At 72.6% G+C, this 24,734-nt stretch carries 18 protein-coding genes; 4 read left to right on the top strand and 14 right to left on the bottom strand.

What is annotated here, in order from left to right; translation table 11 throughout:
• The first annotated feature begins 13 nt into the window (after positions 1 to 13).
• Positions 14 to 1,165, top strand: coding sequence for an alkaline phosphatase family protein (locus ACQP17_RS30300; protein WP_433859133.1), 1,152 nt, complete (start codon positions 14 to 16; stop codon positions 1,163 to 1,165).
• A gap of 133 nt (positions 1,166 to 1,298) precedes the next feature.
• Here the strand turns inward: ACQP17_RS30300 and lysX are convergent, their stop codons facing one another.
• Both lysX and ACQP17_RS30310 read right to left on the bottom strand, forming a co-directional pair.
• Entirely contained in the window at positions 1,299 to 4,616 is a 3,318-nt protein-coding gene (gene lysX, locus ACQP17_RS30305) for a bifunctional lysylphosphatidylglycerol synthetase/lysine--tRNA ligase LysX (protein WP_433859134.1), read from the bottom strand.
• Positions 4,617 to 4,684: 68 nt separating this feature from the next.
• Positions 4,685 to 5,539 (bottom strand): Ig-like domain-containing protein, encoded by an 855-nt coding sequence (locus ACQP17_RS30310; protein ID WP_433859135.1) that lies wholly within the window; start codon positions 5,537 to 5,539, stop codon positions 4,685 to 4,687.
• A gap of 421 nt (positions 5,540 to 5,960) precedes the next feature.
• Between ACQP17_RS30310 and ACQP17_RS30315 the strand changes: the two genes are divergently transcribed.
• Positions 5,961 to 6,155: a hypothetical protein gene (locus ACQP17_RS30315; protein WP_129250376.1), complete on the top strand. Its 195-nt coding sequence runs from the start codon at positions 5,961 to 5,963 to the stop codon at positions 6,153 to 6,155.
• Between the two features lie 30 nt (positions 6,156 to 6,185).
• Here ACQP17_RS30315 and ACQP17_RS30320 read toward each other — a convergent pair whose 3' ends face one another.
• From ACQP17_RS30320 to xylB, 6 genes are all read right to left on the bottom strand, one after another.
• Complete coding sequence (locus tag ACQP17_RS30320; RefSeq protein WP_433860046.1) at positions 6,186 to 7,415, bottom strand: phosphodiester glycosidase family protein; 1,230 nt, start codon at positions 7,413 to 7,415, stop codon at positions 6,186 to 6,188.
• Between the two features lie 177 nt (positions 7,416 to 7,592).
• Positions 7,593 to 8,237 carry an N-acetylmuramoyl-L-alanine amidase gene (locus tag ACQP17_RS30325; RefSeq protein ID WP_433859136.1) on the bottom strand — a complete coding sequence of 215 codons (645 nt, stop codon included), beginning with the start codon at positions 8,235 to 8,237 and terminating at the stop codon, positions 7,593 to 7,595.
• A 242-nt stretch (positions 8,238 to 8,479) separates the two neighbouring features.
• Positions 8,480 to 9,895, bottom strand: a complete 1,416-nt coding sequence (locus tag ACQP17_RS30330) for a family 2B encapsulin nanocompartment shell protein (protein WP_433859137.1) — start codon at positions 9,893 to 9,895, stop codon at positions 8,480 to 8,482.
• Positions 9,896 to 9,999: 104 nt separating this feature from the next.
• The gene (locus ACQP17_RS30335) at positions 10,000 to 11,412 is read right to left on the bottom strand and encodes a family 2B encapsulin nanocompartment shell protein (protein ID WP_433859138.1); all 1,413 of its coding nucleotides are present in this window, start codon (positions 11,410 to 11,412) and stop codon (positions 10,000 to 10,002) included.
• Between the two features lie 167 nt (positions 11,413 to 11,579).
• Positions 11,580 to 12,854 carry an ROK family protein gene (locus ACQP17_RS30340; RefSeq protein ID WP_433859139.1) on the bottom strand — a complete coding sequence of 425 codons (1,275 nt, stop codon included), beginning with the start codon at positions 12,852 to 12,854 and terminating at the stop codon, positions 11,580 to 11,582.
• A 56-nt stretch (positions 12,855 to 12,910) separates the two neighbouring features.
• The gene (gene xylB / locus ACQP17_RS30345) at positions 12,911 to 14,341 is read right to left on the bottom strand and encodes a xylulokinase (protein WP_433859140.1); all 1,431 of its coding nucleotides are present in this window, start codon (positions 14,339 to 14,341) and stop codon (positions 12,911 to 12,913) included.
• Between the two features lie 233 nt (positions 14,342 to 14,574).
• Between xylB and xylA the strand changes: the two genes are divergently transcribed.
• Positions 14,575 to 15,738 (top strand): xylose isomerase, encoded by a 1,164-nt coding sequence (gene xylA / locus ACQP17_RS30350; RefSeq protein WP_364875992.1) that lies wholly within the window; start codon positions 14,575 to 14,577, stop codon positions 15,736 to 15,738.
• A 151-nt stretch (positions 15,739 to 15,889) separates the two neighbouring features.
• On the opposite strand, the gene ACQP17_RS30355 is transcribed toward xylA, so the two are convergent.
• The gene (locus ACQP17_RS30355; protein ID WP_433859141.1) at positions 15,890 to 16,855 is read right to left on the bottom strand and encodes an acetylxylan esterase; all 966 of its coding nucleotides are present in this window, start codon (positions 16,853 to 16,855) and stop codon (positions 15,890 to 15,892) included.
• A 135-nt stretch (positions 16,856 to 16,990) separates the two neighbouring features.
• On the opposite strand from ACQP17_RS30355, the gene ACQP17_RS30360 reads away from it, so the two are divergent.
• The gene (locus ACQP17_RS30360) at positions 16,991 to 17,848 is read left to right on the top strand and encodes a hypothetical protein (RefSeq protein ID WP_433859142.1); all 858 of its coding nucleotides are present in this window, start codon (positions 16,991 to 16,993) and stop codon (positions 17,846 to 17,848) included.
• A 73-nt stretch (positions 17,849 to 17,921) separates the two neighbouring features.
• On the opposite strand, the gene ACQP17_RS30365 is transcribed toward ACQP17_RS30360, so the two are convergent.
• The 5 genes from ACQP17_RS30365 to ACQP17_RS30385 form a co-directional block, all read right to left on the bottom strand.
• Positions 17,922 to 18,752 (bottom strand): amino acid ABC transporter ATP-binding protein, encoded by an 831-nt coding sequence (locus ACQP17_RS30365; protein WP_433859143.1) that lies wholly within the window; start codon positions 18,750 to 18,752, stop codon positions 17,922 to 17,924.
• Positions 18,753 to 18,757: 5 nt separating this feature from the next.
• Positions 18,758 to 19,543 carry an amino acid ABC transporter permease gene (locus tag ACQP17_RS30370; RefSeq protein ID WP_381468768.1) on the bottom strand — a complete coding sequence of 262 codons (786 nt, stop codon included), beginning with the start codon at positions 19,541 to 19,543 and terminating at the stop codon, positions 18,758 to 18,760.
• Positions 19,544 to 19,554: 11 nt separating this feature from the next.
• Positions 19,555 to 20,352: an ABC transporter substrate-binding protein gene (locus tag ACQP17_RS30375; protein ID WP_433859144.1), complete on the bottom strand. Its 798-nt coding sequence runs from the start codon at positions 20,350 to 20,352 to the stop codon at positions 19,555 to 19,557.
• A 164-nt stretch (positions 20,353 to 20,516) separates the two neighbouring features.
• The gene (gene mmuM / locus ACQP17_RS30380; protein ID WP_433859145.1) at positions 20,517 to 21,437 is read right to left on the bottom strand and encodes a homocysteine S-methyltransferase; all 921 of its coding nucleotides are present in this window, start codon (positions 21,435 to 21,437) and stop codon (positions 20,517 to 20,519) included.
• A gap of 112 nt (positions 21,438 to 21,549) precedes the next feature.
• Positions 21,550 to 24,594, bottom strand: a complete 3,045-nt coding sequence (locus ACQP17_RS30385; RefSeq protein WP_433859146.1) for a glycoside hydrolase family 2 TIM barrel-domain containing protein — start codon at positions 24,592 to 24,594, stop codon at positions 21,550 to 21,552.
• Between the last annotated feature and the right edge of the window lie 140 nt (positions 24,595 to 24,734).

Raw genomic sequence — 24,734 nt, forward strand, 5'->3', positions numbered from 1 at the left:
GGAGTGAGAGCTGATGAGACGAAGACTCAGCCGCGGGCGCCGAGCGCTCGCGGCCGTGCTCGGCACGCTCGGTCTGCTCGCCGCCGCCACCACGGCCGACGCCCGCCCCGCCCGGTCCGCGCTGCCGTCCTACGACCATGTCGTGGTCGTCGTCTTCGAGAACAAGCAGTACGGCGAGATCATCGGCAACGGCGACGCCCCCTACCTCAACGAACTCGCCCGCACCGGCGCCGACCTGACCGGCATGAAGGCGCTGACCCACCCCAGCCAGCCGAACTACTTCAACCTCTTCTCCGGCGCCACCCAGGGCATCACCGGCGACGGCTGCTACACCGCCCGGTCGATGACCGCGCCCAACCTCGCCCAGGAACTGATCGCGGCCGGCAAGACCTTCGCCAGCTACAACGAGGGCCTGCCCGCCCAGGGCTCCACCACCTGCTCCGACGGCCGCTACGCGCAGCGGCACAGCCCCTGGTTCGCCTTCCGGAACGTGCCGCTGGACACCGGCAAGACCTTCGCCCAGTTCCCCCGGGACGACTTCAGCACGCTGCCGACCGTCTCGTTCGTCATCCCGGACATGTGCAACGACATGCACGACTGCGCCGTCGGCAGCGGGGACACCTGGCTGAAGAACAACCTCGCCGGCTACGCCCGGTGGGCCGAGGACCACAACAGCCTGCTGATGGTCACCTGGGACGAGGACAACTACCTCGGCTCCAACCGGATCGCGACCGTCTTCCACGGCGCCCACCTCACCCGCGGCGGTCTCGGCGGCGACTACAACCACTACAGCCTGCTGCGGACCTTGGAGGACATGTACGGCACCGGCCACGCGGGCAACGCGGCCACCGCCACCCCGGTCACCGGCGTCTTCGACACCGGCGGCACCGAACCGCCCGGCGACGGCCTCACCCTGGCCACCCCCGGCCCGCAGACCTGCCGCTTCCTCCAGGAGTGCACCGTCAACCTCACCGCCACCGGCGGCACGCCCCCGCTCACCTACCGCGCCACCGGACTGCCGCTGGGCCTGTCCGCCGACGCGGGCGGCGGCCGGATCGGCGGCCGCCCCTGGCAGACCGGCGGCTTCCCGGTCACGGCGACCGTCACCGACGCCCGGGGCGCCACCGCCACCGTCACCTTCCCGCTCACCGTCAACTGGTTCTGACCGATGGTTCTGACCGACGGCAGACGAGGCTCCCCGGGAGCACGAGAAGCCCGGAGCCTCCTGCGAAAAGGGCCCGGGCCCGTCACCACTGCGGTGACGGGCCCGGGCCGGGTGCCGGCAGGCGGTGCCGCGCTCAGCGGCGCCGCACCAGCGGGAACGGCAGCGTCTCGCGGATCGACAGACCGGTGAGGAACATGACCAGCCGGTCCACGCCGATGCCCAGACCACCGGTCGGCGGCATCGCGTACTCCAGCGCCTGGAGGAAGTCCTCGTCCACCTCCATGGCCTCCGGGTCACCGCCGGCCGCCAGCAGCGACTGCGCGGTCAGCCGCCGGCGCTGCTCCACGGGGTCGGTCAACTCCGAGTAGGCGGTGCCCAGTTCGGTGCCGAACGCGACCAGGTCCCAGCGCTCCGCGAGCCGCGGGTCCCGCCGGTGCTGACGGGTCAGCGGGGACACATCGGTCGGGAAGTCCTTGTAGAAGGTGGGGAGCGTGGTCTTCTCCTCGACCAGGCGCTCGTACATCTCCAGCACGATGTCGCCCCGGCCGCTCTCCGGCTTGACCGGCACGGCCGACGCCGCGCACAGCCGGCGCAGCACGTCCGGGTTCGTGTCCGCGTCGACCTCTTCCCCGAGCGCCTCCGAGATCGCGCCGTAGACGGTCTTGACCGGCCAGATCCCCGAGATGTCGTGCTCGACCAGCCGGCCGCGCTCGTCCGCCTTGCGGGCGGTGGCGCTGCCGAACGCCGCGACGGCCGCGCCCTGGATCAGTTCCCGGGTCAGGTCGAGCATCACGTCGTAGTCGGCGAAGGCCTGGTAGGCCTCCAGCATCGTGAACTCGGGGTTGTGCTTGTAGGAGATGCCCTCGTTGCGGAAGGTCCGCCCCATCTCGAAGACCTTCTCCATGCCGCCCACGCACAGCCGCTTGAGATACAGCTCCGGCGCGATCCGCAGATACAGATCGAGGTCGTAGGCGTTGATATGGGTCTGGAAGGGGCGGGCGTTGGCGCCACCGTGGATCTGCTGGAGCATCGGCGTCTCGACCTCCAGGTAGCCCCGGTCGATCAGCCCCTGGCGCAACGCCTGCACGGCCGTGCTGCGGGCCCGCAGATTGTCCCGGGCGTCCGTCGAGACGACCAGGTCCACATAACGCTGGCGGACCTTCGCCTCCGGGTCGGACAGCCCGCGCCGCTTGTCCGGCAGCGGCCGCAGGCACTTGGCGGTCAGCCGCCAGGTGCGGACGAACACCGTCAGCTCACCGCGGTCGCTGGCGCCGGTCTCGCCCTCCACCTCGACATGGTCACCGAGGTCGATGTCCGAGCCGAAGCGGTCCAGCAGCTCGGCGCCGCTGCCGTCGCGGGTCAGCGCGATCTGCAGATCGCCCGACCAGTCGCGCAACACCGCGAAGAGCACTCCGCCGTGGTCGCGGGTGAGCAGCACCCGGCCCGCGACGGTGACGTACTTGCCGGTCCGCGCCCCGGCCTTGAGGTCGGGGAATTCGCCGCGGACCTCCTTGAGGGTGTGCGTGCGCTGCACGCCCACCGGATACGGGTCGGTGCCGGCCTCGCGCAGCCGCTCCAGCTTGCGGTGGCGCACCCGCACCTGCTCGGGCAGCGCGGCGAGCTCCCGCTCGTGCAGCTCCTCCTCGGTGGCCGGACCCGTCTGGACCAGGCCGAGTTCGTCCAGCGACGGCAGGCCCGCGGTGCTCGCCGGGGCCAGCAGCCGCTTCTTGTGGCCCTTGCCCCACAGCTTGCCCAGGCTCGGCACGGCGACGAAGCCCTCGGCGATACCGGAGGCCAGACCGATCCGGGCCAGCGCGCCGGCGTCCGCGTAGCACAGGAACCGCGGGTACCACTCCGGGTTGTACTTCGCGTTGGAGCGGTACAGGGCCTCCAGCTGCCACCACTTGGAGAAGAACAGCAACAGCCGGCGCCAGAACTTCAGCACCGGCCCGGCACCGATCCGGGCGCCCTCCTCGAAGGCCGACCGGAACACCGCGAAGTTCAGCGAGACGCGGCGTACGCCCATCGTCCCGGCCTGTGCGCACAGCCGGGCCACCATGAACTCCATGACACCGTTGGGCGCGGTACGGTCACGGCGCATGACGTCCAGCGAGATGCCGTCCTTGCCCCACGGCACGAACGACAGCAGGGCGATCATGTTGCCGTCGCCGTCGAACGCCTCGGCCAGCAGGCAGTCCCCGTCCTCCGGGTCGCCCAGCCGGTCCAGCGCCATGGAGAAGCCGCGTTCGGTCTCGGTGTCCCGCCAGGCGTCGGCCCGGTGAATGACTTCCTGCATCTCCTCGTCGGTCAGCGCGGAGTGCCGCCGCAGCCGGAAGGTCGCGCCGGTCCGCTCGACGCGGTTGACCGCCTGGCGGGTGACCCGCATCTCCCGGCCGTCCAGGTCGAAGTCCTTGACGTGCAGGATCGCCTCGTCACCGAGCTGGAGCGCACCGAGGCCGCAGCGCGCGAACGCCTTGGCGCCGCTCTCACTGGCGCCCATGACGGCCGGCTGCCAGCCGTAGCGCCCGGCGACCTCCAGCCAGGCCTCGATGGCCTGCGTCCAGGCCTCGCGGTCACCGACCGGGTCACCGCTGGCCAGACAGACCCCGGCCTCGACGCGGTAGGTGACGGCGGCCTTGCCGCTGGGGGAGAAGACCACGGCCTTGTCGCGGCGGGAGGCGAAGTAGCCGAGCGAGTCCTGGCTGCCGTAGCGCTCCAGCAGCGCCCGGATCCGGTCCTCCTCGTCGCCGTGCAGCGCGGCTTCCATCCGCTGCGAACGGAACAGCGTGGCCGCCGCGTTCAGCAGCGCCAGCGCACCGAGCAGACCGAGCAGGAAGGTGGTCCAGTGCGGCGGGTGGCCCTCGATCAGCCGGCCGCCGACCAGCCCGAAGCAGACCCGGTTGGCCGCCCACAGCAGCCGGTTGCCGCCACCGGCCTCCAGGGTGCCCGGCGTCAGCGTCACCAGCCCCCAGCCGATCAGGACCGCGACGACCGCCCCGGCGATCAGCACACCGATGGCCCGCAGGAACGCGCCGCGCCGGGTGATCGCGTAGAACTCACGGTGCGACAGGAGCAGCAGCACCAGCACGCCGACGCACAGCACCAGGGAGAAGGCGAACTCCCAGTAGCCCATCGCCAGGAACAGCACGTCCGCCACGGTGACCAGCACCATGTACGCCACCAGGCACCACAGCGCCACCCGTTTGCGTGCGGTCAGCGCCGCGGCCAGCAGGAAGAGGAGCACCGCGTAGGCGAGGTTCGGCGGCACCGGGACGGTGAGCGTGTCCAGCCAGTAGATGACCGGATGCAGTCCGCGCCGCAACGGCCCGATCACCGCGGTCAGGGCGCAGAAGAGCCCCAGCATGGTGAAGATGATGGCGAAGCCATTGGGGACCCGGCGCCGGAAGCGCCGCCACCCCGTAAGTTGATCCTGGTCCTGCACGGTGCTCATTCCGTCACATTAGGCTCTGAAAAGGGTCAGCTGCTCGGCGCGAGGGCGCAGTTCGTCCGTCGTGGGGATCAGCCGGCATGCCAGTCTCCGATCCTCGTGGTCCTGTCGTCTTTCCCTCGTACGGAGGACGCGGCGACCTCAAGGGGGTCACCCACCTGGACCTTGCCACACTCCTGGTCCCCCGCCGAGTCGGTGCAACTGCGGCCGATGGTGAAGTTCAGGTCATAGTCCCGGGTGACGCCGCCGCCGGAGTCGTCCGCGTCCCGCTCCGCCCGCAGGGCGACCGGTGCGCCGGACCGACCGTGCCGCGCGGGCGACCAGTCCGCCCGGTCCGCGCCGCCGTGGTCCTTGCTCCAGGTCCATGATCCACTCGTGGGGCGGCCGGTGAGGACGTTCAGCCGGCGCTGCACCTCGTCCCGGTGGATCACCGGGAAGCCGAAGGTGACCGTCAGGGGCCGGTCGGTGCCGGCCACGGCGTCCGGCCGGCCGGGGCCGGCCGTCTGCAGGTCGAGCCGGTCGGGCTTCGCGGTGGTCAGTGATTCCTTGGTCGCGGCGACGTCGCCCTGCGGGTTCCTGGTCCGGGCGACGACGGAGTATTTGGTGCCCGGCGCGGTCTTCGCCCGGGCCGTCCACACCGTCCGGTCGCCCGCGAGCCCGCCGGGCAGCTTGTGGCCGCCGGGGTCGGTGACGGTCACCTCGGTCAGTACCCCGCCCCGCGCGGTCACCGTGATCCGGTCGCCGGCCTGCACGGTTCTCGTCCCGCTCGCCGCCCCCAGCGCGACCTTCACCGGCTCGCCCTCGGGAGCCGACGAGGCGAGGCCGCCGCATGCGCTGAGCGTGCCCATGGCGATCACCGGGAGCGCGCACAGCGGGACGCGCAGTGACCGGGCCGGCCAACGGCGGAGCGAGGGGGTCTGGCTCATACGGTCTTTCCGTCTGCGAGGAGGGGTGAGGGGCGCGATGTCGGCCGCTAAGACGAACGGGCGGCATCATTCGTTGCAGGGAGTGATGTGATCCGCGCCACATTGGCTGACATGGTGCGACGGGTGACCTGAACGCGCCACCGCCGCAGGGCACTTGAGGTGATATGGCGCCCTATATCTCTCATGGGGTGCATGGCGGTGGGTGAAGCGGGCGCCGGGGCACGGTCGGTCGCCGGCGAGGGTGGCGTCCCGCCCCGGGGTGGGACGCGCGACGGTGCGCTCCGGTCGTCGGTCCGCCTCCGGTGACCCGCAGTGATCACCCGATCGGAGCACCCACCCAGGAACCGGACATACCCTGAAATACGCCAAACTAGCCACCCATTGCCGCTCGTTCGGGCGGCGGTCGAGGAGGGTGCGTCCCGTGGCAATTTCCATCTCGGTCGTGCTGTTGCTGGTGGTCCTGACCGTGATCTTCCTGCGCAGCGGCAAGCTCAAGTTCTCGCACGCCCTGGTGTGCGCGCTGCTCGGCTTCTACCTGGCGAACAGCAGCCTCGCCCCCGACATCCACCAGGGCCTGGCCGGCGCCGCCGATGTGGTGAGCAGCGTGCGTCCGTGAGGCGGCGGCCCGCCCGGGCCCACCGGGTGCTCAGTCGCGTGCCGGCGTGCCCGGCCGCTGCCCGGAGAAGACCCCGATCGCGTTGGCGACCGGCCGCTCCGCACCGCCCGACGGATGGTTGCGCACCGTCTCCCCGTAGGCGTCGCCGGTGACCAGGGTGGAGGACCCGCCCCCGTCCAGATCCACCGCGTCCCGCGCCCCCAACTGCGTCATCAGGTCGGCCAGCTCACTGACCGTCAGGCCGGTCCGGCCCGGCCCGCCGTCCAGCGCCAGCAGATACAGCACCCGGCCGCCGGCCCCCATCCCCGCGGAGGTGCGCACCGCCACCGCCGCGGAGTCGAGCCCGGCCACCGGCACGCCGTGGCGCACGACGGGGAAGCCGCCCACCGCGAACCGCAGCGGGACCGGCCCCCGGCCCGTCAGACGTTGGCTGACACGCACCCGCTCACCGAGGTGCAGCTTGCGCAGCTGCCGGGCCCCCTCTTCCCTCCCCACCAGCACCACGCTGCCCTCGGCCACCCCGCCGGCGCCCGGCTCGTCGTCGAGCGCCACCACCCGTCCGTGACGGACCGTCACCTCCGCGGTGTCCTCGCTGCACGGTGCCGCCCGGTCGAAGTCCGTCCCGCAGGTGGCGCGCAGCCGGGAGGCCGGACCCCACCGCTCCGTGTAGGCGCCGATCCCGTCGACCGGCAGGGCGTACTGGTTCAGCCCGCGCAGCGGCAGCGTCCCCTCGGGGGTGAGCACCGCACCGTGCAGGGTGAGCCGGTCCAGCCGGGCCCGGCGGTCGTAGCCGACGCCGATGACGTCCTCGGTGGTGGCGCCGGGCGGCATGACCGGCCCGAAGCGCTGGCCGTCGGGCACCGCGCCCTTGAGCTGCCGCCCCGAGGCCACGGCCGGGCCGACGGAGGCTCCGGTGGCCTCCACGCCGGGGTGCTGGCCCTCACTGATGTTGAAGAAGTCGCCGTTGACCGCGCCCACCGCGCCGCGGTCCGCGGCCAGTTGGGACACCGGAGCCCGGGCGCCCACCGCCCCCGGGTACAACAGATCCACCGCGACCCGCGGATCGGCCAGATCGACGGTCAGCAGATGCCCGTGCACCAGGCCGCGGGGCAGCGTCATCCGGAATTCGTCGTAGGAGACACCGGGCGCGACCGACGCGGCGGCGTAGCGGCCGAGGCCGGCGTCCAGGGCGGTCGCCGGGGCGCCGCCCGCCATTCCGCCGCCGGTCAGCGCACCCCATGCCACCAGCACGGTCAGCATCGCGCGCACTCGAACGAATCGCTGCTTCACGAGCCCCCCTGACGTCACGCCAACTGTCCCAGGTGCCGAAGATGTTCACTATGGCCCGGAGATGTCATGAATCCGTACACCCCGGGAACGGCCGTCGTGTCGCCGGGCGGGGTGGCCGCGCCGGGTCGCTGGACGGCCGGCGGGCGCTCAGAGATCAGCGCGCCAGGAGAGGCCGTTCACCAGCTGGAGGTAGCGCGTCCAGTCCCAGAACTGTCCGGGGTCCGTGTGGTCGGATCCGGGGACCTCCACATGGCCGATGATGTGCTCGCGGTCCTTGGGGATCGAGTAGCGGTGGCAGATGGCGGCGGTGAGCTGGGCGGACCGGGCGTAGAGGGCGTCGGTGAACCACGCCGGGTCGTCGATCCAGCCCTCGTGCTCGATGCCGATGCTGCGGGTGTTGTAGTCCCAGTTCCCGGCGTGCCAGGCCACGTTCCGCTCGCTGACGCACTGGGCGAGATGGCCGTCGGCGGACCGCAGGACGTAGTGCGCGGCCGCCTTGTGCGCCGGGTTCGCGAAGAGCTTGAGGGTGTGGGCGTAGGTCTCCTGTGTCACATGGATCACGACCATCTCGACGGGGTACTGCGTCGGACGGTCGGCGGCGGTGTAGTTGGACGTACTGGCCGGGACCCACTGCCTGCGGGGATAGCCGCCGCCGGGCAGGGAGTGCCGGTGCGCGGCGGCTGCGGCGCCGGAGGTGGCCGTGGCGAGGGGGGTGAGTGCGGCGGACGCGGTGAGCGCGGCCGCACCGGTGAGCAGGCGTCTGCGGGCCGGGCGACGGGGGTCGGGCTCCATGTGAACTCCTGACGGTGACCGAGGGGTGGTCGCGTACATGTCACGCACAGCCGGTGCGTTCATGATGCGCAACAGACCTCGCCCTGCCAAGGGAATGGCCGTTCTGCCAATGGCTCGACCAAAGGCAGAACGGCGCAGGTCAGGAGTTCAGGAGATACCTGATCGGACGTCACCCGGGTGCCGCACCCCGGCCCCGCAGGGCGGTGGCGGGCACGGCACCCGAAGCGCCGGGTCCCCGGCGGTCAGTGTCCGATCTCTACGTCCTCCAGGATGCCCAGCGCGTCCGGCACCAGCACCGCCGCGGAGTAGTAGGCACTGACCAGGTAGTTGATGACGGCCTGGTCGTTGATGCCCATGAAACGGACCGACAGGCCGGGGCGGTACTCATCCGGGATACCCGTCTGGTGCAGCCCCACCACGCCCTGGTTCTCCTCGCCGACCCGCAGCGCCAGCACCGAGCTGGTCCCCTCCGGGGAGATCGGGATCTTGTTGCAGGGCAGCAGCGGAATGCCCCGCCAGGCACGGACCGCGGTGCCCTCGACCTCGGCGGTCGTGGGATAGATGCCCCGGGCGTTCCACTCCCGCCCGATGGCCGCGATGGTGCGCGGGTGGGCCAGCAGGAACTGGGTCTTGCGGCGCCGGGAGATCAGCTCGTCGAGGTCGTCGGGGGTGGGCGGACCGCTGTGGGTGTGCAGGCGCTGCTTGAGGTCGGCGTTGTGCAGCAGACCGAAGTCCCGGTTGTTGACCATCTCGTGCTCCTGGCGCTCCCGCAGCGCCTCGATGGTCAGCCGCAGCTGCTGGTCCAGCTGGTTCATCGGGTCGTTGTAGAGATCGGCGACCCGGGAATGCACCTTCAACACGGTCTGTGCCACGCTGAGTTCGTACTCCCGCGGCGTCATGTCGTAATCCGCGAAGGTGCCCGGCAGGGCCGGCTCGCCGACATGGCCCGCGGCCAGCTCGATGGCCGACTCGCCGTGCTTGTTTTGCGCGGGCACCAGCGCCTCGCGGAAGTCCTCCAGATGGGAGCGCAGCGACTCCGACCGGCCCAGCACCTCCTCGAGGTCGCTGCGGTAGAGGGTCAGCGCGGTCACCCGGGTCACCGCGCGCACGGAGTGTTCCCACTGCGCGTCCGGCGACAGCAGCGCCGCCGCCCCGAGGGAGTCACCGTCGGCCAGCACCCCCAGCACCGTCTCGTCGCCGTACTTGCCGGTGCCGGTGCGGTCGAGCTTGCCGTGCGCGATCAGGATGACCCGGTCGGCCTGGCCGCCCTGCCGGGCCAGCACATCACCCGGCGCGAACTCCCGCTGGACGAACCGGTCGGCCAGTGCCTCCAGCGTCGCCGCGTCCGTGTAGCCGCGCAGCGGGGCCAGCTCGCGCAGCTCCGCCGGGATGACCCGGACGTCGGAACCGGTCGAGACGAACTCCACCCGGCCGTCACCGAGGGTGTGGGTCAGCCGCCGGTTGACGCGGTAGGTGCCGCCGGAGACCTGCGTCCAGGGCAGGATCCGCAGCAGCCAGCGGGAGGAGATCCCCTGCATCTGCGGCACGGTCTTGGTCGTGGTCGCCAGCTTGCGGGCGGCCGCGGTGTCCAGGCTGGACCGAATCTGCTCGGGCGCGGACGGCTCGGAGCCGGACGTCGGATCCACCGATGTGGTCATGAAGAAAGCTCACCTGTTCCAGTTCGCTGCGGTGCGTACGGTGCGCGCGCCGGGCGGACACACGGGGCCGCTCCCCGGGCGCGCGGTCTTCTTCCGCGGTTCGTTCAGTGGCCGATCTGCACGTCGTCGAGCACGCCCAGGGCGTCGGGCACGAGAACGGCCGCCGAGTAGTAGGCGCTGACGAGATATTTGAGAACGGCCCGGTCGTCGAGGCCCATATAGCGCACCGAAAGGCTCGGCTCGTATTCATCCGGAATTCCGGTCTGATGCAGACCGACCACGCCCTGCTTCTCCTCGCCGGTGCGCATCAGCAGAATGGAGCTGGTCCGCTCCTTGGTCACCGGAATCTTGTTGCACGGGAAAATCGGCACGCCGCGCCACGACGGCAGCGAATGCCCCATGAAATCGACCGCCGTCGGATACAGGCCGCGGGCGGAGCACTCCCGGCCGATCGCGGCGATCGTCTGCGGATGGGCGAGCAGGAAGCCCGGGTCCTTCCAGACCGTCGCGAGCAGGTCGTCGAGGTCGTCGGGGGTGGGCGGGCCGCTGCGGGTGTGGATGCGCTGCGGGAGCGCCACATTGTGCAGCAGCCCGAACTCCGGGTTGTTGATCATCTCGTGTTCCTGGCGCTCCCGCAGCGCCTGGACCGTCAGCTTCAGCTGCTCCTCGACCTGGTTCATCGGGTCGCTGTAGAGATCGCCGACCCGGCTGTGCGTGCGCAACACCGTCTGCGCGACGCTCAGTTCGTACTCCCGTGGCGCCAGGTCGTAGTCGACGAACGTACCGGGGAGGGACGGTTCGCCGTGGTGCCCGGAGGAGAGCGAGACCGCCGACTCCCCACTGGCATTGGTGGGCGGTGCCGCCCCGTCCTGCCCGGCGGTCGCCAGATGCTCGCGCAGCGCGGGGGAGCGGTCCATGACCTCCTGCGCGGCCAGGCGGGACAGCGCCATCACCGTCACCCGGGTCACCGCCCGATAGCTGAAGCGCCAGGTCCCGTCCGGGTCGGTCAGCGGCTCGTCGCCGAGGTGGTCACCGCCGGCCAGCGCCTCCAGGACGGTGTCCTCGCCGTACTTGCCGCTGCCGATCCGGTCCACCCGGCCGTGCGCGATCAGCACCAGGCGGTCGCCCGGCGCGCCCGCCTCGGCGATGAGCTCACCGGGTGCGTATTCCTGCTGGGTGAACCGCTCGCCCAGCGCGGACAGTGCCCCGGCGTCGGTGAATTCCCGCAGCGCGGGCAGCTCGCGCAACTCCTCGGGGATGATCGACACCTCGCTGCCGGTGATGTCGAAATCGATACGCCCGTCGCCGACCGTGTACGCCAGCCGGCGGTTCACGCGATACGTACCGCCGGAGACCTGCACCCAGGGCAGCAGCCGCAGCAGCCAGCGGGACGTGACGCCCTGCATCTGGGGTGCGGTCTTGGTGGTGGTCGCCAGATTCCGCGCCGCGGTGGTACTCAGACTGGAATTCTGGGATTCTTCCGCGTGGTCCTGCAGCGATTCGTCGGCAATCGTCATCCTGCCACCTGTCTCTTCGGAGGGTGCTCAACAGGCGGCCCCGAAACGCCAGTTCAGGGCAGTTCCGCGGCAACCCGCCGCACCGAAGGTAGCCGTGCGGATTTTATCGGCACAATCGCCCGATGGGGTGGCATGGAATTCCCGTTCCCTGGAAAGGTTTAGCGGGCTCAATTGCGGGGAGAGTGTGCCGGGGTGCGGGAGTCGAGGGGATCATCGAGGACGCTCTGCAGCGTCGCGTGCGCCGCCCCGAGCAGCGGCCCGTCCGCCCCCAGCCGGGACACCGCCACCACCGGCCCGCCGCCTGGCCCGTCCGCCGCCGCGACAGCCGTCCGCCGCGTCAACTCCCGCTCCAGCGACGGCAAAACCCACGGCGCCAGCTCCGCCATCGCACCCCCGAGCACCACCGCCTGCGGGTCGAGCAGATTCACCGCGCCGGCCAGCGCGATCCCGAGCGCCGTCCCCGCCTCCCGCAGCGCCCGCAGCGTGGCCGCGTCCCCGTCGGCCGCCCGCCGCGCCAGCAGGCCGATCCGGGCCCCCGGCCCCGCGGGCACGTCCGCCGCCCCGTCCGGCGCGAGCCCGCCCGCGCGCAGTACGGCCCGTTCCCCCGCGTACTGCTCCAGACAGCCCCGGCCCCCGCAGTCGCACACCGGCCCGTCCGGATACACCGGCACATGCCCCAGCTCACCCGCGAACCCCCGTGCCCCCCGCAGTAGTCGGCCGTCCACCACGACCGCGGCCCCGATGCCGGTCTCGGCCGAGACATGCACGAAGTCCGGCGGCGGGACCGGCCCGCCGTGGCCCGCCCCCAGCCACAGCTCGGCCAGCGCACCGAGGTGAGCCTCGTTCTCGACGGTCAGCGGGAGCGCCGCCTTCTGCCCCGGGAGCGACGCTCCGGCGAGGCCCGGAGCCAGATCGGCCGCCCGCCAGCCGAGATGGGGGGCGTGCACCACCGTCGTCGACCCCCGCGCCACCAGACCGGGCACCGCCACCGTCAGCCCCGCCGGCCGCAGCCCCTCGGCCGCGAGACCGGCCGTCACCTCCGCCAGCAGCGCGGACAGCCGCCGCAGCACGGGCCCCGGAGCGCTGTGCCGGTTCGCCGCGCCGGCCGCCACCCGCGCCCGCACCCGGCCGCGCAGATCGACCGCGCACACCGCCAGATGATCGACGCCTATCTCCGCCCCGAGCCCGGCCGGGCCACGGTCACTGACCACCAGTTCACCGCCCGGCCGACCCCGCCCGCCGGTCGCCGCCCGCCCCGTCTCGACCAGCAGCCCGGCCCGCAGCAGCTCCTCGACGAGCGGCGCCACTCCCGCCCGGGTCAACCCGATCCGCGCCGCGACCGCCGGCCGGGACAGCGGCCCCGCTGCGGCCACGGTCCGCAGCACCCGGGCCAGATTGCGGCGCCGGATGCCGCGCTGGGTGTCGCCGCCGGACACGGTCACAGGGTCTCCTCGGGGTGCTGTGGGGGGCGTCCTGCCGGACGGAGACGGGGGAGCGGTCAGCGCCGCAGCAGCGCCGCACCGTCGGTGAGCGTCGCGGTCAGCCGGTCCCACGCCGCGCCGTCCCGCGGCCGCGCCTCGAACTCCGCGCCGCGCGCCGTGCCCCAGCGACGGGCCACCGCCGCCGGATCCTCGCCCAGCAACAGCCCGGCCGCCTGCGCCGCCGCGCCGAGCGCCACCAGCTCCTGCGCCTCGGGCACCACCACCGGACGGCCCGACAGCCGGCGCACCGTCTCGCGCCAGGCCCGCCCCCGCGCCCCGCCCCCGATCAGCAGCAGCGGGGCATCGGGCGCGGCATCCGCGTCCAGTACCCGCTCCAGCGCCTGCAGCAGCGCGAACACCGCACCGTCATAGGCGGCCTGGAGCAGCCGGCCGGGCGTGGTGTCGTGCCGCAGCCCGTGCACCAGCCCCGAGGCACCGGGCAGATTCGGGGTCCGCTCGCCGTCCAGGAACGGCAGCATCACCACCTCGCCGCCCTCCTCCACGGCCTCCCGGTCGCGCCCCAGCAGCGCCGCCACCCGGTCCACGGCGAGCGTGCAGTTCAGGGTGCAGGCCAGCGGCAGCCAGTCGCCGCGGGCATCGGCGAACCCCGCCACGGTCCCGGTCGGATCGGTGGGCCGGCGGGTGGAAAGGGCGTAGACCGTCCCCGACGTCCCAAGGCTCAGCACCGGCTGCCCGGGACGCAGGCCCAGCCCGAGCGCGGCCGCCATGTTGTCGCCGGTTCCGCCCGCCACCCACGCGCCGCGGGGCAGCGGCAGATCCTCGGCGTGCACCGTGCCCGCCGCCTCGCCCGGCCCCGCCACCCGCGGCAACGCCCCGGCGGACAGCCCGACATGGTCCAGGATCCGCTGGTCGTAGGACTCGGTGCGCGACGCCCACCAGCCGGTGCCGGAGGCCTCCCCGCGATCGGTGACGGCCTCACCGGTCAGCCGCTCCACGAGATAGTCGTGCGGCAGCCGCACCGCGGCGGTGGCCTCGGCCGCGGCCGGCTCGTGCTCCCGCAGCCAGGCCCACTTGGCCACCGTGAAGGCCGGTCCCGGCACGCTCCCCACGTGCTCCGCCCAGGCCCCCGCGCCGCCCAGCTCCGCGATCAGCCGCTCGCTCTGCGGCGCCGGACGGACGTCGTTCCACAGCAGCGCGGGGCGCACCGGCGCCCCGGCCGCGTCCAGCGTGACCAGCCCGTGCTGCTGACCGCCCACCGACAGCGCCGAGGCCTGCCGCGCCGCCTCGCCGCACTGCGCCAGCGCCTCGCCCAGCGCCCGCCACCACTGGCCGGGGTCGCTCTCCTTGCCCTCGCCGCCGCTGACCGTGTGCGGGGCCTGGCCCCGGGCGAGCACCACGCCGGTGTCGGCGTCCACGACCAGCGCCTTGGTGGACTGGGTCGAGCTGTCCACCCCGACGACGAGCGGTCCCGCTGACTGTGCGCCCATCGTGCACTCTCCCTCGGCGGCCGGTGACCCGGTCTCGGTTCAGGGGGTTCCCCGGTGTGCTGCCGCATATTAGTTTGGCCGCGGCGGAATTTGTAAAGCGCGTTGACGAAATGACCGAGGGAGTGGCGCATGAGGAAACGCAGCGTGGGGACCCGCCCCGCCCGGAGCCGGTGGAGGGCCACCGGAGCGCGCCCGCCGCGCGCCCACGGCGCCGCACGGAGCGAGGCGCCGGCATGAGCCGCCGGCCCGTCCCCGCGGACAAATTCAGCTTCGGCCTGTGGACCGTCGGCTGGCAGGGCCGTGACCCCTTCGGGGACGCCACCCGCCGCGCCCTGGACCCCGTCGAATCGGTCCACCGCCTCGCCGACCTCGGCGCGTACGGCGTCACCTTCCACGACGACGACCTGATTCCGCCCGGCGCCGGGGAACCCGCACGCGAGACGGCCGTGGCCCGCTTCCGGCAGGCCTTGGACGCCACCGGCCTGGTCGTCCCGATGGCCACCACCAACCTCTTCACCCACCCCGTCTTCAAGGACGGCGCCTTCACCGCCAACGACCGCGACGTGCGCCGCTACGCGCTGCGCAAGACCCTCCGCAACATCGATCTCGCCGCCGCACTGGGCGCCCACACCTACGTGGCATGGGGCGGCCGGGAGGGCGCCGAGTCCGGCGCCGCCAAGGACGTCCGGACGGCGCTGGACCGGATGAAGGAGGCCTTCGACCTGCTCGGCCAGTACGTCGTCGAGCAGGGCTACGACCTGCGGTTCGCCCTTGAGCCCAAGCCCAACGAGCCGCGCGGCGACATCCTGCTGCCCACCGTCGGCCACGCCCTCGCCTTCATCGAACGGCTGGAGCGCCCCGAGCTGTACGGCGTCAACCCCGAGGTCGGCCACGAGCAGATGGCCGGGCTGAATTTCCCGCACGGCATCGCCCAGGCGCTCTGGGCCGACAAGCTCTTCCACATCGACCTCAACGGCCAGAGCGGCATCAAGTACGACCAGGACCTGCGGTTCGGCGCCGGCGATCTGCGCTCCGCGTTCTGGCTGGTCGACCTGCTGGAGACGGCCGGCTACGACGGTCCGCGGCACTTCGACTTCAAACCGCCGCGCACCGAGGACCTCGACGGCGTCTGGACCTCGGCGGCCGGCTGTATGCGCAACTACCTCCTCCTGCGCGAGCGCGCGGCGGCCTTCCGCGCCGACCCGGCCGTCCAGGACGCCCTGCACGCCGCCCGGCTGGACCAGCTCAGCCGCCCCACCGCCGACGACGGCCTCGCCGGGCTGCTGGCCGACCCCACCGCGTACGAGTCCTTCGACGCCGAGGCCGCCGCGGCCCGGGGGATGGCCTTCGAGCACCTGGATCAGTTGGCGCTGGAGCATCTGATGGGGGCGGTCTGAGGGGGCGGTCTGAGGGGCTCGGCGCGGTGCCCGGGGCTCTCCCCCGCCCCCTCCCCCTCCTCCCCCTTCGGGGGAGGGGGCGGGGGGTGGGTTCGGGGGTGGGGGGAGCGGCACGGCACGTTTTCGGAGCCCCGCCCGCCCCGCTACCTCCTCACCCGAGCACCCGCCGGGCGAACGCCAGCTCCGCCGCCCGCTGGTCGCCGCCGCCGCTCTCATGGGCGTTGAACCGCCACACCTCCAACTCCTTCTCGCCCGTGTAGTGGTGGTACGCGGCGAAGCCGGTGGACGGTGGCACCACCGCGTCGCGCAGCGCCGTGCCGAACAGGGCCGGGGAGGTGGCGCGGACGGCGAAGTTCAGGCCGTCGAAGTGGTCCAGGGTGTGCAGGGCGGTGTCGATATGGCCGCGGGCGCCGGCGAAGTAGCGGGACAGCTCGCCGTACGGGCCCGCGTCCGTGACCTCCAGGGCCCGCCGGATGTGCGTCAGGAACGGCACGTCGATCAGCGCCCCCGCCAGCCCGGGGACCAGTCCGGTCATCGCCAGGGCGAGTGCGCCGCCCTGGCTGTGCCCGGCCACCACGATCCGGTCGGGGTCCACCGCGTCATGACCGCGTGCCGCCTCCACGGCCCGTACGGCGTCGGTGTACAGCCGCCGGTAGTAGTAGTCGTCGGGGTCGAGCAGGCCTTGGGTGAGTTTGCCGGGCACACCCGGATTGCCCGAGCCGACCGGATCGGGGGTGTCCCCGGGGCGGTTGGGTCCGCTCTGGCCGCGGGTGTCCATGACCAGCGTGGCGTACCCCGCCGACGGCCACAGCAGCCAGTCGTGCGGCAGCAGCCGGCCGCCGCCGTAGCCGAGGTACTGCACGACGCACGGCAGCGGCCCGGTGGCCGCGCGCGGGCGCAGGAACCAGCCGCGGATGCGGTGTCCGCCGAATCCGGCGAACTCGGTGTCGTGGCAGCGCAGGAGGGCGAGCCCGGTATCGATCTCGGTGAAGCGGGCGTCCAGGTCATGACTGCGGGCCCCGTCGAGGGTGCGCTGCCAGAACGCGTCGAAGCCGGGCGGTTCGGGCACCGGCGGGCGGTAGGCGTGGAGCTCGTCCAGGGGCAGGTCGATGAACACGGGAAACCTCCGCGCCGTAGGGTGGCTGGCCGTTCTGTCGCCAACGGTGCCCAGGAGGCGGACATTTCAGACGCGCAATGTTCCAGGTTGGTCACCGGGCCGCTCAGAGCCGGGTAAAGAAGCGATCATTTCCTTATGAGTTTTCCTCCGCCGCCGCCGAACCAGCCGCCTTCTGACCCGTCCGGCGGCTTCGGCCCGCCGGCCGGCGGCTACGGCCCCGCCCAGGGCGGTTACGGCCCCGGTGGCTACGGCTCGCCTCCGGGCGGCATCCAGCCTCCGGCCGGGTTCGGCCCGCCCACGGGCGGCTACGGGCCGGACGGCCCCCAGGGCCCCGGCGGCTGGCAGCAGCCCCCCGGCCCGCCCGGCGGTGGCGGCGGCAACGGCAAGGTCATCGCGGCGATCATCGCCGGCGGTGTGCTCGTCCTGGCGGTCGTGATCACCCTCGTCGTGGTGAACACCGGCGACAGCGACACCCACCGTGCACAGCCGTCCGCTTCGCAGAGCCTCGCCACCCCGTCCGGGGACGCGTCCGCGACGCCCACCTACGGACCCGACCCCACCACGACCCCCACCTACGGACCAGACCCCGCCGGCACGCCCACCGACAGCGACTTCGCGAGCGGCATGCCGACTCCCTCCAACGGCAAGCTCCCCTTCTACCTGCTGAAGGTCGGCGACTGCTACGACCTTCCGGCGGGCGGCGGCGGTAACAACGACGCGGCCTCCTGCAACGGGCCGCACGACGCCGAGGTCGTCACGACCCACCGCCTGGACGCCGGTCTGGCGACCGAATCGGCCATCAAGGGCAAGGCCTCGTCGCTGTGCCGCGGCGAGCTGGAGCGCAAGGCGGCCCGGCAGCCCGCGGGGACCACCCGGGGCACCTACATCCAGTACCCCAGCCTCGGCGGGTACAAGCTGGGCATCAAGTCCGTCAGCTGCAGCCTGATGGCCGACCGCACCGGCACCAAGCAGCTCACCAAGCCGCTGAGCTGAACGAACGGGCGGGTGCCCTCGCGGCCGTGCGCTCCCCGCCCGGCGGCCGTGTGCGTGCCGGGCGGGCCGCCGGTCACCGGTCGACGCGCCGGCCCGCCGCGCCGCCGTCCGCGACCTCCCCGACCTCCGCGGCCGCCGGATCGAGCACCCGCGCCAGAAAGGTCCTGGTCCGCTCGTGCTGCGGGGCGCCCACCACCTGCTCCGGGGTGCCCTCCTCGACGATCACTCCGCCGTCCATGAACACCACCCGGTCGGCGACCTCCCGGGCGAAGCTCATCTCATGGGTGACGACCAGCATGGTCATGCCGTCCTGCGCCAGCCCGCGCATCACCGCCAGCACATCCCCGACCAGCTCCGGGTCGAGCGCCGAGGTCGGCTCGTCGAACAGCATCAGCTCCGGTTCCATGGACAGCGCCCGCGCGATGGCCACCCGTTGTTGCTGGCCGCCCGACAACTGCGCCGGATAGGCGGCCTCCTTGTCGCCGAGCCCCACCCGTTCGAGGTTGGCGCGGGCGATCCGCTCCGCCTCCGCGCGGTCGCGGCCGAGCACCCGCCGCTGCGCGATCGTCAGATTCTGCAGCGCGCTCAGATGCGGAAAGAGGTTGAAGGCCTGGAAGACCATCCCGATCCGCCGCCGGACCCGGTCGATGTCCACGTCGGGGTCGGTGACCTCGGTCCCGGCCACCGTCACCCGGCCCGCGCTCGGCTCCTCCAGCAGATTCACACAGCGCAGCAGCGTCGACTTCCCCGACCCGGACGGCCCGATGACACACACCACCTCCCCGCGCGCCACCGAGAAGTCGATCCCGCGCAGCACCTCCAGATCACCGAACGCCTTGCGCAGCCCCTGTACCTCGATGGCGTTCACCGCCGCCGCACCCGGCGCCGTCGTCTCCGCCGTCACGTCCCTCACCTGGCCTTCGCCGTACGGGCCTCCAGGCGCCGGACCAGCTGGCCGAGCGGGAGGGTGATCACGAGATAGAGCAGCCCGGCGATCAGGATCGGGGTCAGGCTCTTGTGCTCATTGAGCGCGTCCCGGCCGAAGTTGGCCAGTTCGAACTGGGAGAGGGACAGCCCCAGCAGATACACCAGCGAGGAATCCTTCGTCAGCAGGATCAGTTCATTGGTCAGCGGCGGCAGCACGATGCGGAACGCCTGCGGAATGACGATGGAGACCATCGCCCGCCCGTGCGACATTCCCAGCGAACGTGCCGCCTCCGTCTGGCCCTTGGGGACCGCCTGAATTCCCGCCCGGATGGTCTCGGCCATGTACGCCGCGCCCACCAGCCCGAGCGACAGCATCACCGTCACGTTCATGTCGAGTGCGACCTCGAACGCCAGCGGCACACCGAAGCCGAGCGCGATGAACACCAGCAGACAGGGGATGCCGCGGAAGAATTCGATATAGGTGACGGCGATCCAGCGGTAGGGCGGCACGGACGACAGCCGCATCAGGGCGAGCACCAGCCCCAGCGCGAGTCCGAAACCGAAGCCGAGCAGGGTGTAGAGGACGGTATTGACCAGTGCCGTGGTGATGATCTCGGGGAACAGCGCCTTGACGACGCCGACATCGAAGAACGCCATCCGCAGCTGGTGCCAGTCGGCGACCAGCGCGAAGACCACCACGGCGACGACCAGGACGCCGTACTGCACACCGCGGACGATCCGGGCGCGCTGTCGTTTGGACACAGACATGACGGCCGGCCTCAGCTCTGCGGGGTGGTGCCGAACCACTTCTTGTAGATCCGGTCGTACGTCCCGTCGGATTTCGCCTTCTTGATGACCTCGTTGATCTTCTTGCGCAGCGCGTCGTCCCCGGTGCGCACGCCGATGCCGTAGTGCTCACCGGTATTGAATTCCGCGGTGACCGCGGTGTCGGGGTTCTGCTTCACATAGTCGAAGAGCACACCGTTGTCATTGATGCCGGCGTCGACCTGGCCGGACTTCACGGCGGTCAGCAGCAGCCCCAGGTCCTCGAACTCCACGAGTTCGACGCCCTTGCCGTGGTTCTTCGCGTAGATCCCGCCGGTGGTGGCCTTCTGATAGCCGAGCTTCTTGCCCTTGAGGTCCTCGACCTTCTTGTAGGGCTTGCCCTTCTTCGTCAACAGCGCCTGGGTGGCGTTGAAATAGGGGTCGGAGAAGTCCATCACCTTGTCGCGCTCGGGCGTGATCGTCATGCCGGCGGCGGCCAGATCGCATTTGTGGATGGTGAAGTCCTGCCCGGTCTCGATGCCTTCGAAGGGGGTGTTGACGATCTCCTGCTTGATGCCGAGGTTCTTGGCGACGAGGTCGACCAGATCCACGTCGAACCCGACGATCTTGCCGTTCTTCTTCACCTGGAACGGCGCGTACGGAAGGTGGGTGCAGGTCTTCAGCGTCCCGGAGGAGACCAGCTCCAAGCCGCCGGCCCCCTTCTTCCCGCCGGACGCGGTGCTGGTGCAGCCCGCCACGACGGCGACGGCAGCGACCACGGCTATGACAGACGACACGGAGCGAGCGGACACGGGTCCTCCAGGGCATGATGCTGATCAACCAAGCCGCGCATGCTGCGATGTGGCTGCATCCTGCCACCGGCCCGGTGCGCTGTCCCCGCCCCCGTCGGTTGCGTCTGTGTAACGCCTTCGGCCCGCGACCCGGCCCCGTCCGCCCGCCCGTTCCCCGGGCGGACCTAGCGGCCCAGCGCGGCCGCCACGGCGGCGATGGCCTCCGGGCCCACCCGGCAGCAGCCACCGATGAGCGCTGCGCCGTCCGCGGCCCAGGCGGCGACCCGCTCCGCGTCGAACGCCGCGCTCCCGCGCCAGGCCCGGGCCCCGGCGTCCCAGCGCTCCCCGCTGTTGGGGTAGACCACCACCGGCTTTCCGGTGAGCCGCGCCGCCAGCCGCACCGCGCCGTCCGCGTCCTGCGGCGCGCAGCAGTTCACCCCCACCGCGATCATCTCGTCGGCCTCCGCCGCCACCGCGAACGCCTCCGCCAGCGGCTGTCCGGCGCGGGTGCTCCCGCCCGCGACGCTGTACGACAGATACGCCGGCACCCCGAGCCCGCGCACCGCGCGCAGCAGTGCCCGGGCCTCGTCGACGTCCGGCACCGTCTCCAGCGCCAGCACATCGGGCCGCGCCGCGGCCAGCACCTCCAGCCGCGGCCGGTGGAAACGCTCCAGCTCCGCCACCGACAGGCCGTAGCGGCCGCGGTATTCGGAGCCGTCCGCCAGCATCGCCCCGTACGGGCCCGCCGACGCGGCCACATACAGCGGCCCCGCGACCCCGCCGTCCCACGCCCGCCCGGCCGCCTCACGGGCCAGCTCCACGCTCCGGCCGAGCAGTTCCGCGGCCTGCCGGGTGCCGATGCCGCGCCGCGCGAAGCCCTCGAACGTCGCCTGGTAGCCGGCGGTGATCGCGACCTGCGCCCCGGCCTCGTAGTACGCCTGGTGCGCGCGGACCAGGGCCGCCGGCTCCTCGGTCAGCAGCCGGGCCGACCACAGCGCGTCGCTCAGGTCGTGCCCGTCGGCCTCCAGCTGGTTCGACAGGCCCCCGTCGAGGACGACCGGCCCCGCGGCGAGGGCCTCGGCGAATGACGGGGACGTGCTGACCATGGTGCGAAGCCTCCCGGTGCGGTCCGGACGCGTGCGGTGTGCGCCCCTCCTCCCGAGCGTAGTGCCGCCCGCTGACAGCGCCCCGGGCGGCACCGTGGGTGCCGGCGCCGGATCAGCGCAGCGACGAGAACACGAACGAGAACCGCGCCGGGGCCACCTCCAGCCGGTGCTGCGGCAGCACCCCCGGGCCGCACGACTGGCTACCGATCCCGTGCTGCGCATGGTCGAGATGGAGCCACACCCCTCCGCCGGGCCGCAGATCCGTGGTGTGCCGGGCCGCGGTGAGTTCCTCGGCCGACCACCGGCGGGCGGAGAAGTAGAAGTCCGGGTCGCCCTCGATCCGCAGGCCCGAGCCGTCACCGCGGGTCAGCTCCGCCCAGCGCACGCCGGGCCGCGCGCCGTTCTCCTGCGGCCGCACATACGGCGTCTGCAGCGCGTCCACCGGCATCGACCAGCGGCCCACCCGGGTCGCGGCCCGGGTGTCCGGATAGCCCTCGCCGGGCCCGCCGCCGAACCACTCGGCGTGGCCCAGACTGCCGCACACCAGCATCCGCACCCCCAGCCGCGGCAGCGGAACCGGCCACTCGCCTTCCGGTTCGACGCTCAACTCCAGCCGCAGCAGGTCCGCTTGAGCCGTCCAGTGGTAGACCGCACGCAGCGCGAGCGGCGAGCCGGCCGGGGCGAGACGGGTCCGTACCCGCACGGAGTCCGGCCCCGTCCCGACGGCGTCCACGCGGTGCCGCATCCGGTGCAGTCCGATCCGCCGCCACTCGGTGGCCGGCCGCGGCCCCGGCTGCCAGGGCGCGGCCTCGTCGTTGTCGGTCGGCGCCCGCCAGACGTCCAGCCGGGGGCCGCCGATCCGGAAGCCGTCCAGATAGCCGAGCGTCCCCGTGGCGGCGTCGAAGGTCCCCGGGCCCAGCACGATCACATTGCCCACGCCGCGGCGCGGGGCGGCGGTGGCCGTCCAGGAGGCGGCGGGGCGCGGGCCGGCCGGCAGCTGACCCCAGGCGATCTCGTGCCCGGCCGGCGCCCAGGCGGTGTCCTCCTCCAGCACCGCCGCCACCGTCCACAGCGCCTCCCCGTCCTCGCCCGGCTCGACCGGCGGCGTCGGCAGCGGGACCGTCACCGACGCGCCGGGCGCCAGGGGCGGGACGTCCAGCCGGCCGTGCCCGCGCAGCTCGCCGGCCACCTCGTAGATCCACCGGAAGGTGAGATGGCCCAGGCCGCTGAAGTCGTACCCGTTGGTGAGCCGGACCGCGTCCGGGTGGCCCTCGTCGTCGGTCCCGGCCTCGATCCGCACCGGCTCGAAGACCTTCTTCAGCTCCAGCAGTCCCGGCGACGGCATCCGGTCGGGGAAGACCAGTCCGTCGCAGACGAAGTTCCCGTCGTGCAGCTCCTCGCCGAAGTCGCCGCCGTAGGCGTGGAAGGGCTCGCCGCCGGGCGTCCGCTGCCGCAGCCCGTGATCGATCCACTCCCACACGAAGCCGCCCTGGCAGCGCGGGTACCGCTCGAACAGCCGCTGGTACTCGGCCAGTCCGCCGGGGCCGTTGCCCATGGCGTGGGCGTACTCGCACAGCAGGAACGGCAGCTGCCGCCGGCGGGCGTCCTGCTCCGGGTCGGGCAACGGGTCCTCGGCGCGCTGCCCGATGCGCGCGACCTCGGCGTGCCCCGCGTACATCCGGGAGTAGACATCGGTGTCGGCGCAGCTGGGGTCGCCCTCGTAGTGCAGCGGGCGGGACGGGTCGCGCTCCCGCATCCACGCGGCCATGGCGGACAATCCGCGTCCCGTGCCGCACTCGTTGCCCAGGGACCACAGCACGATGCCGGGGTGGTTCTTGTCCCGCTCGACCATCCGCCGGGCCCGGTCGAGCAGCGCCGGCTCCCAGCGCGGGTCGTCGACGGGGTTGTCCCGCCAGCCCTGCTGGGCGAATCCGTGCGTCTCCAGATCGCACTCCTCGACGACCCACATGCCCAGCTCGTCGCACAGGCCGAGGAAGGCGGGGTCCGGCGGATAGTGGCTGGTGCGCACGGCGTTGATGTGGTGGCGCTTCATGAGCAGCAGATCGCGGCGCATCGTTTCGGCGTCCAGGGCGCGGCCGTGACGCGGGTGGAACTCGTGCCGGTTGACGCCGCGCAGCAGAATCGGGCGGCCGTTGACCGTCAGCAGACCGTCCTCGACGCGGACCGTGCGGAAGCCGATCCGCAGCGGGATCCGCTCGCCGGGGGTGACCAGCTCCCCGTCGTAGAGGTGCGGATCCTCGGCCGACCAGGGGCGCACCGGCACGGTCGCGCGCTCCCCGGTCGCCAGGTCGAGGCCGAGCGCCGGCACGGTCACCCGGCCTGCCGGACGGCACTCCACCCGCAGGGTCCCGTCGCCGGTCCGGTGGTCGAAGTCCGCGTGGACGAAGTGGTCGGCGACCGAGCCCTCGGGGCGCCGGTGGAGGGAGACCTCCCGGAAGATGCCGGGCAGCCACCACTGGTCCTGGTCCTCCAGATAGCTGCCGGACGACCACTGGTGGACCCGCACCGCCAGCACATTGCGGCGCGGCCGCAGCAGATGCCCTGCCTCGAACTCGTGCGGCAGCCGGCTGCCCTTGAAGTGGCCCAGCTCCTGCCCGTTGAGCCAGACCCGGGCGCAGGACTCCACCCCGCCGAAGTGCAGTACGGCGGGCCCCTCACCCCACCCCTCGGGCAGGTCGAAGACCCGCCGGTGATCGCCCGTCGGGTTCTCGTCCGGCACCCGCGGCGGATCGACCGGGAAGGGATAGGCGGTGTTGGTGTACAGGGGCGCGCCGTTCGCCCGTGCCGCGCCGCCGCCCTCGTGCGAGCGGTCGGCCGCGGTGCGCCCCTGCAGCACCCAGTGGCCGGGCACCCGCAGGTCCTGCCACCGCGCGTCGTCGAAGTCCGGCCGGGCGAACGACTCGTCCTGGGTGGTGGCGCCCGCCGAGAGCCGGAAGCGCCAGCTCCCGTTCAGCGAGAGCCGGGCGGCATCCGATGCCGCGTACCAGGCGCGTGGCGGAAGGACCCCGCTCCCCGGCGAACGGTCCTCGTAATACGGGGAGGTGGGCGCGGTGCGGTGCGGTGCGTGGTCCGTCTCGTCGGCGGTCCGGGGGGCGGGCGGCGTGTGGTGCGGCGCGTGCGGCGAAGTGCCGGTCACTGGTCCTCCTGCTGCGGGCGAGGTGCCGGGCGGTGGGGGATCACTTCAGCGAAGCATGCGCGGCCGCGGGGCGCAGCAGGATGCACAGGATTCGGGGCCTCTCCGTCCCGGGGAGCCCCGGGCACGAGGCCGCCTCCGTC

Origin of the sequence: Streptomyces kronopolitis (genome assembly GCF_050953795.1) — a bacterium.
GTDB lineage: Bacteria > Actinomycetota > Actinomycetes > Streptomycetales > Streptomycetaceae > Streptomyces > Streptomyces kronopolitis_A.

Excerpts from the sequence above, each read along its gene's own strand:
- mmuM (WP_433859145.1), bottom strand. The coding sequence starts at position 21,437 with ATGGTCAGCACGTCCCCGTCATTCGCCGAGGCCCTCGCCGCGGGGCCG.
- ACQP17_RS30300 (WP_433859133.1), top strand. The coding sequence starts at position 14 with ATGAGACGAAGACTCAGCCGCGGGCGCCGAGCGCTCGCGGCCGTGCTC.
- ACQP17_RS30310 (WP_433859135.1), bottom strand. The coding sequence starts at position 5,539 with ATGAGCCAGACCCCCTCGCTCCGCCGTTGGCCGGCCCGGTCACTGCGC.
- ACQP17_RS30360 (WP_433859142.1), top strand. The coding sequence starts at position 16,991 with ATGAGTTTTCCTCCGCCGCCGCCGAACCAGCCGCCTTCTGACCCGTCC.
- lysX (WP_433859134.1), bottom strand. The coding sequence starts at position 4,616 with ATGAGCACCGTGCAGGACCAGGATCAACTTACGGGGTGGCGGCGCTTC.
- xylB (WP_433859140.1), bottom strand. The coding sequence starts at position 14,341 with ATGGGCGCACAGTCAGCGGGACCGCTCGTCGTCGGGGTGGACAGCTCG.
- ACQP17_RS30335 (WP_433859138.1), bottom strand. The coding sequence starts at position 11,412 with ATGACGATTGCCGACGAATCGCTGCAGGACCACGCGGAAGAATCCCAG.
- ACQP17_RS30320 (WP_433860046.1), bottom strand. The coding sequence starts at position 7,415 with ATGCTGACCGTGCTGGTGGCATGGGGTGCGCTGACCGGCGGCGGAATG.
- ACQP17_RS30330 (WP_433859137.1), bottom strand. The coding sequence starts at position 9,895 with ATGACCACATCGGTGGATCCGACGTCCGGCTCCGAGCCGTCCGCGCCC.
- xylA (WP_364875992.1), top strand. The coding sequence starts at position 14,575 with ATGAGCCGCCGGCCCGTCCCCGCGGACAAATTCAGCTTCGGCCTGTGG.
- ACQP17_RS30370 (WP_381468768.1), bottom strand. The coding sequence starts at position 19,543 with ATGTCTGTGTCCAAACGACAGCGCGCCCGGATCGTCCGCGGTGTGCAG.
- ACQP17_RS30325 (WP_433859136.1), bottom strand. The coding sequence starts at position 8,237 with ATGGAGCCCGACCCCCGTCGCCCGGCCCGCAGACGCCTGCTCACCGGT.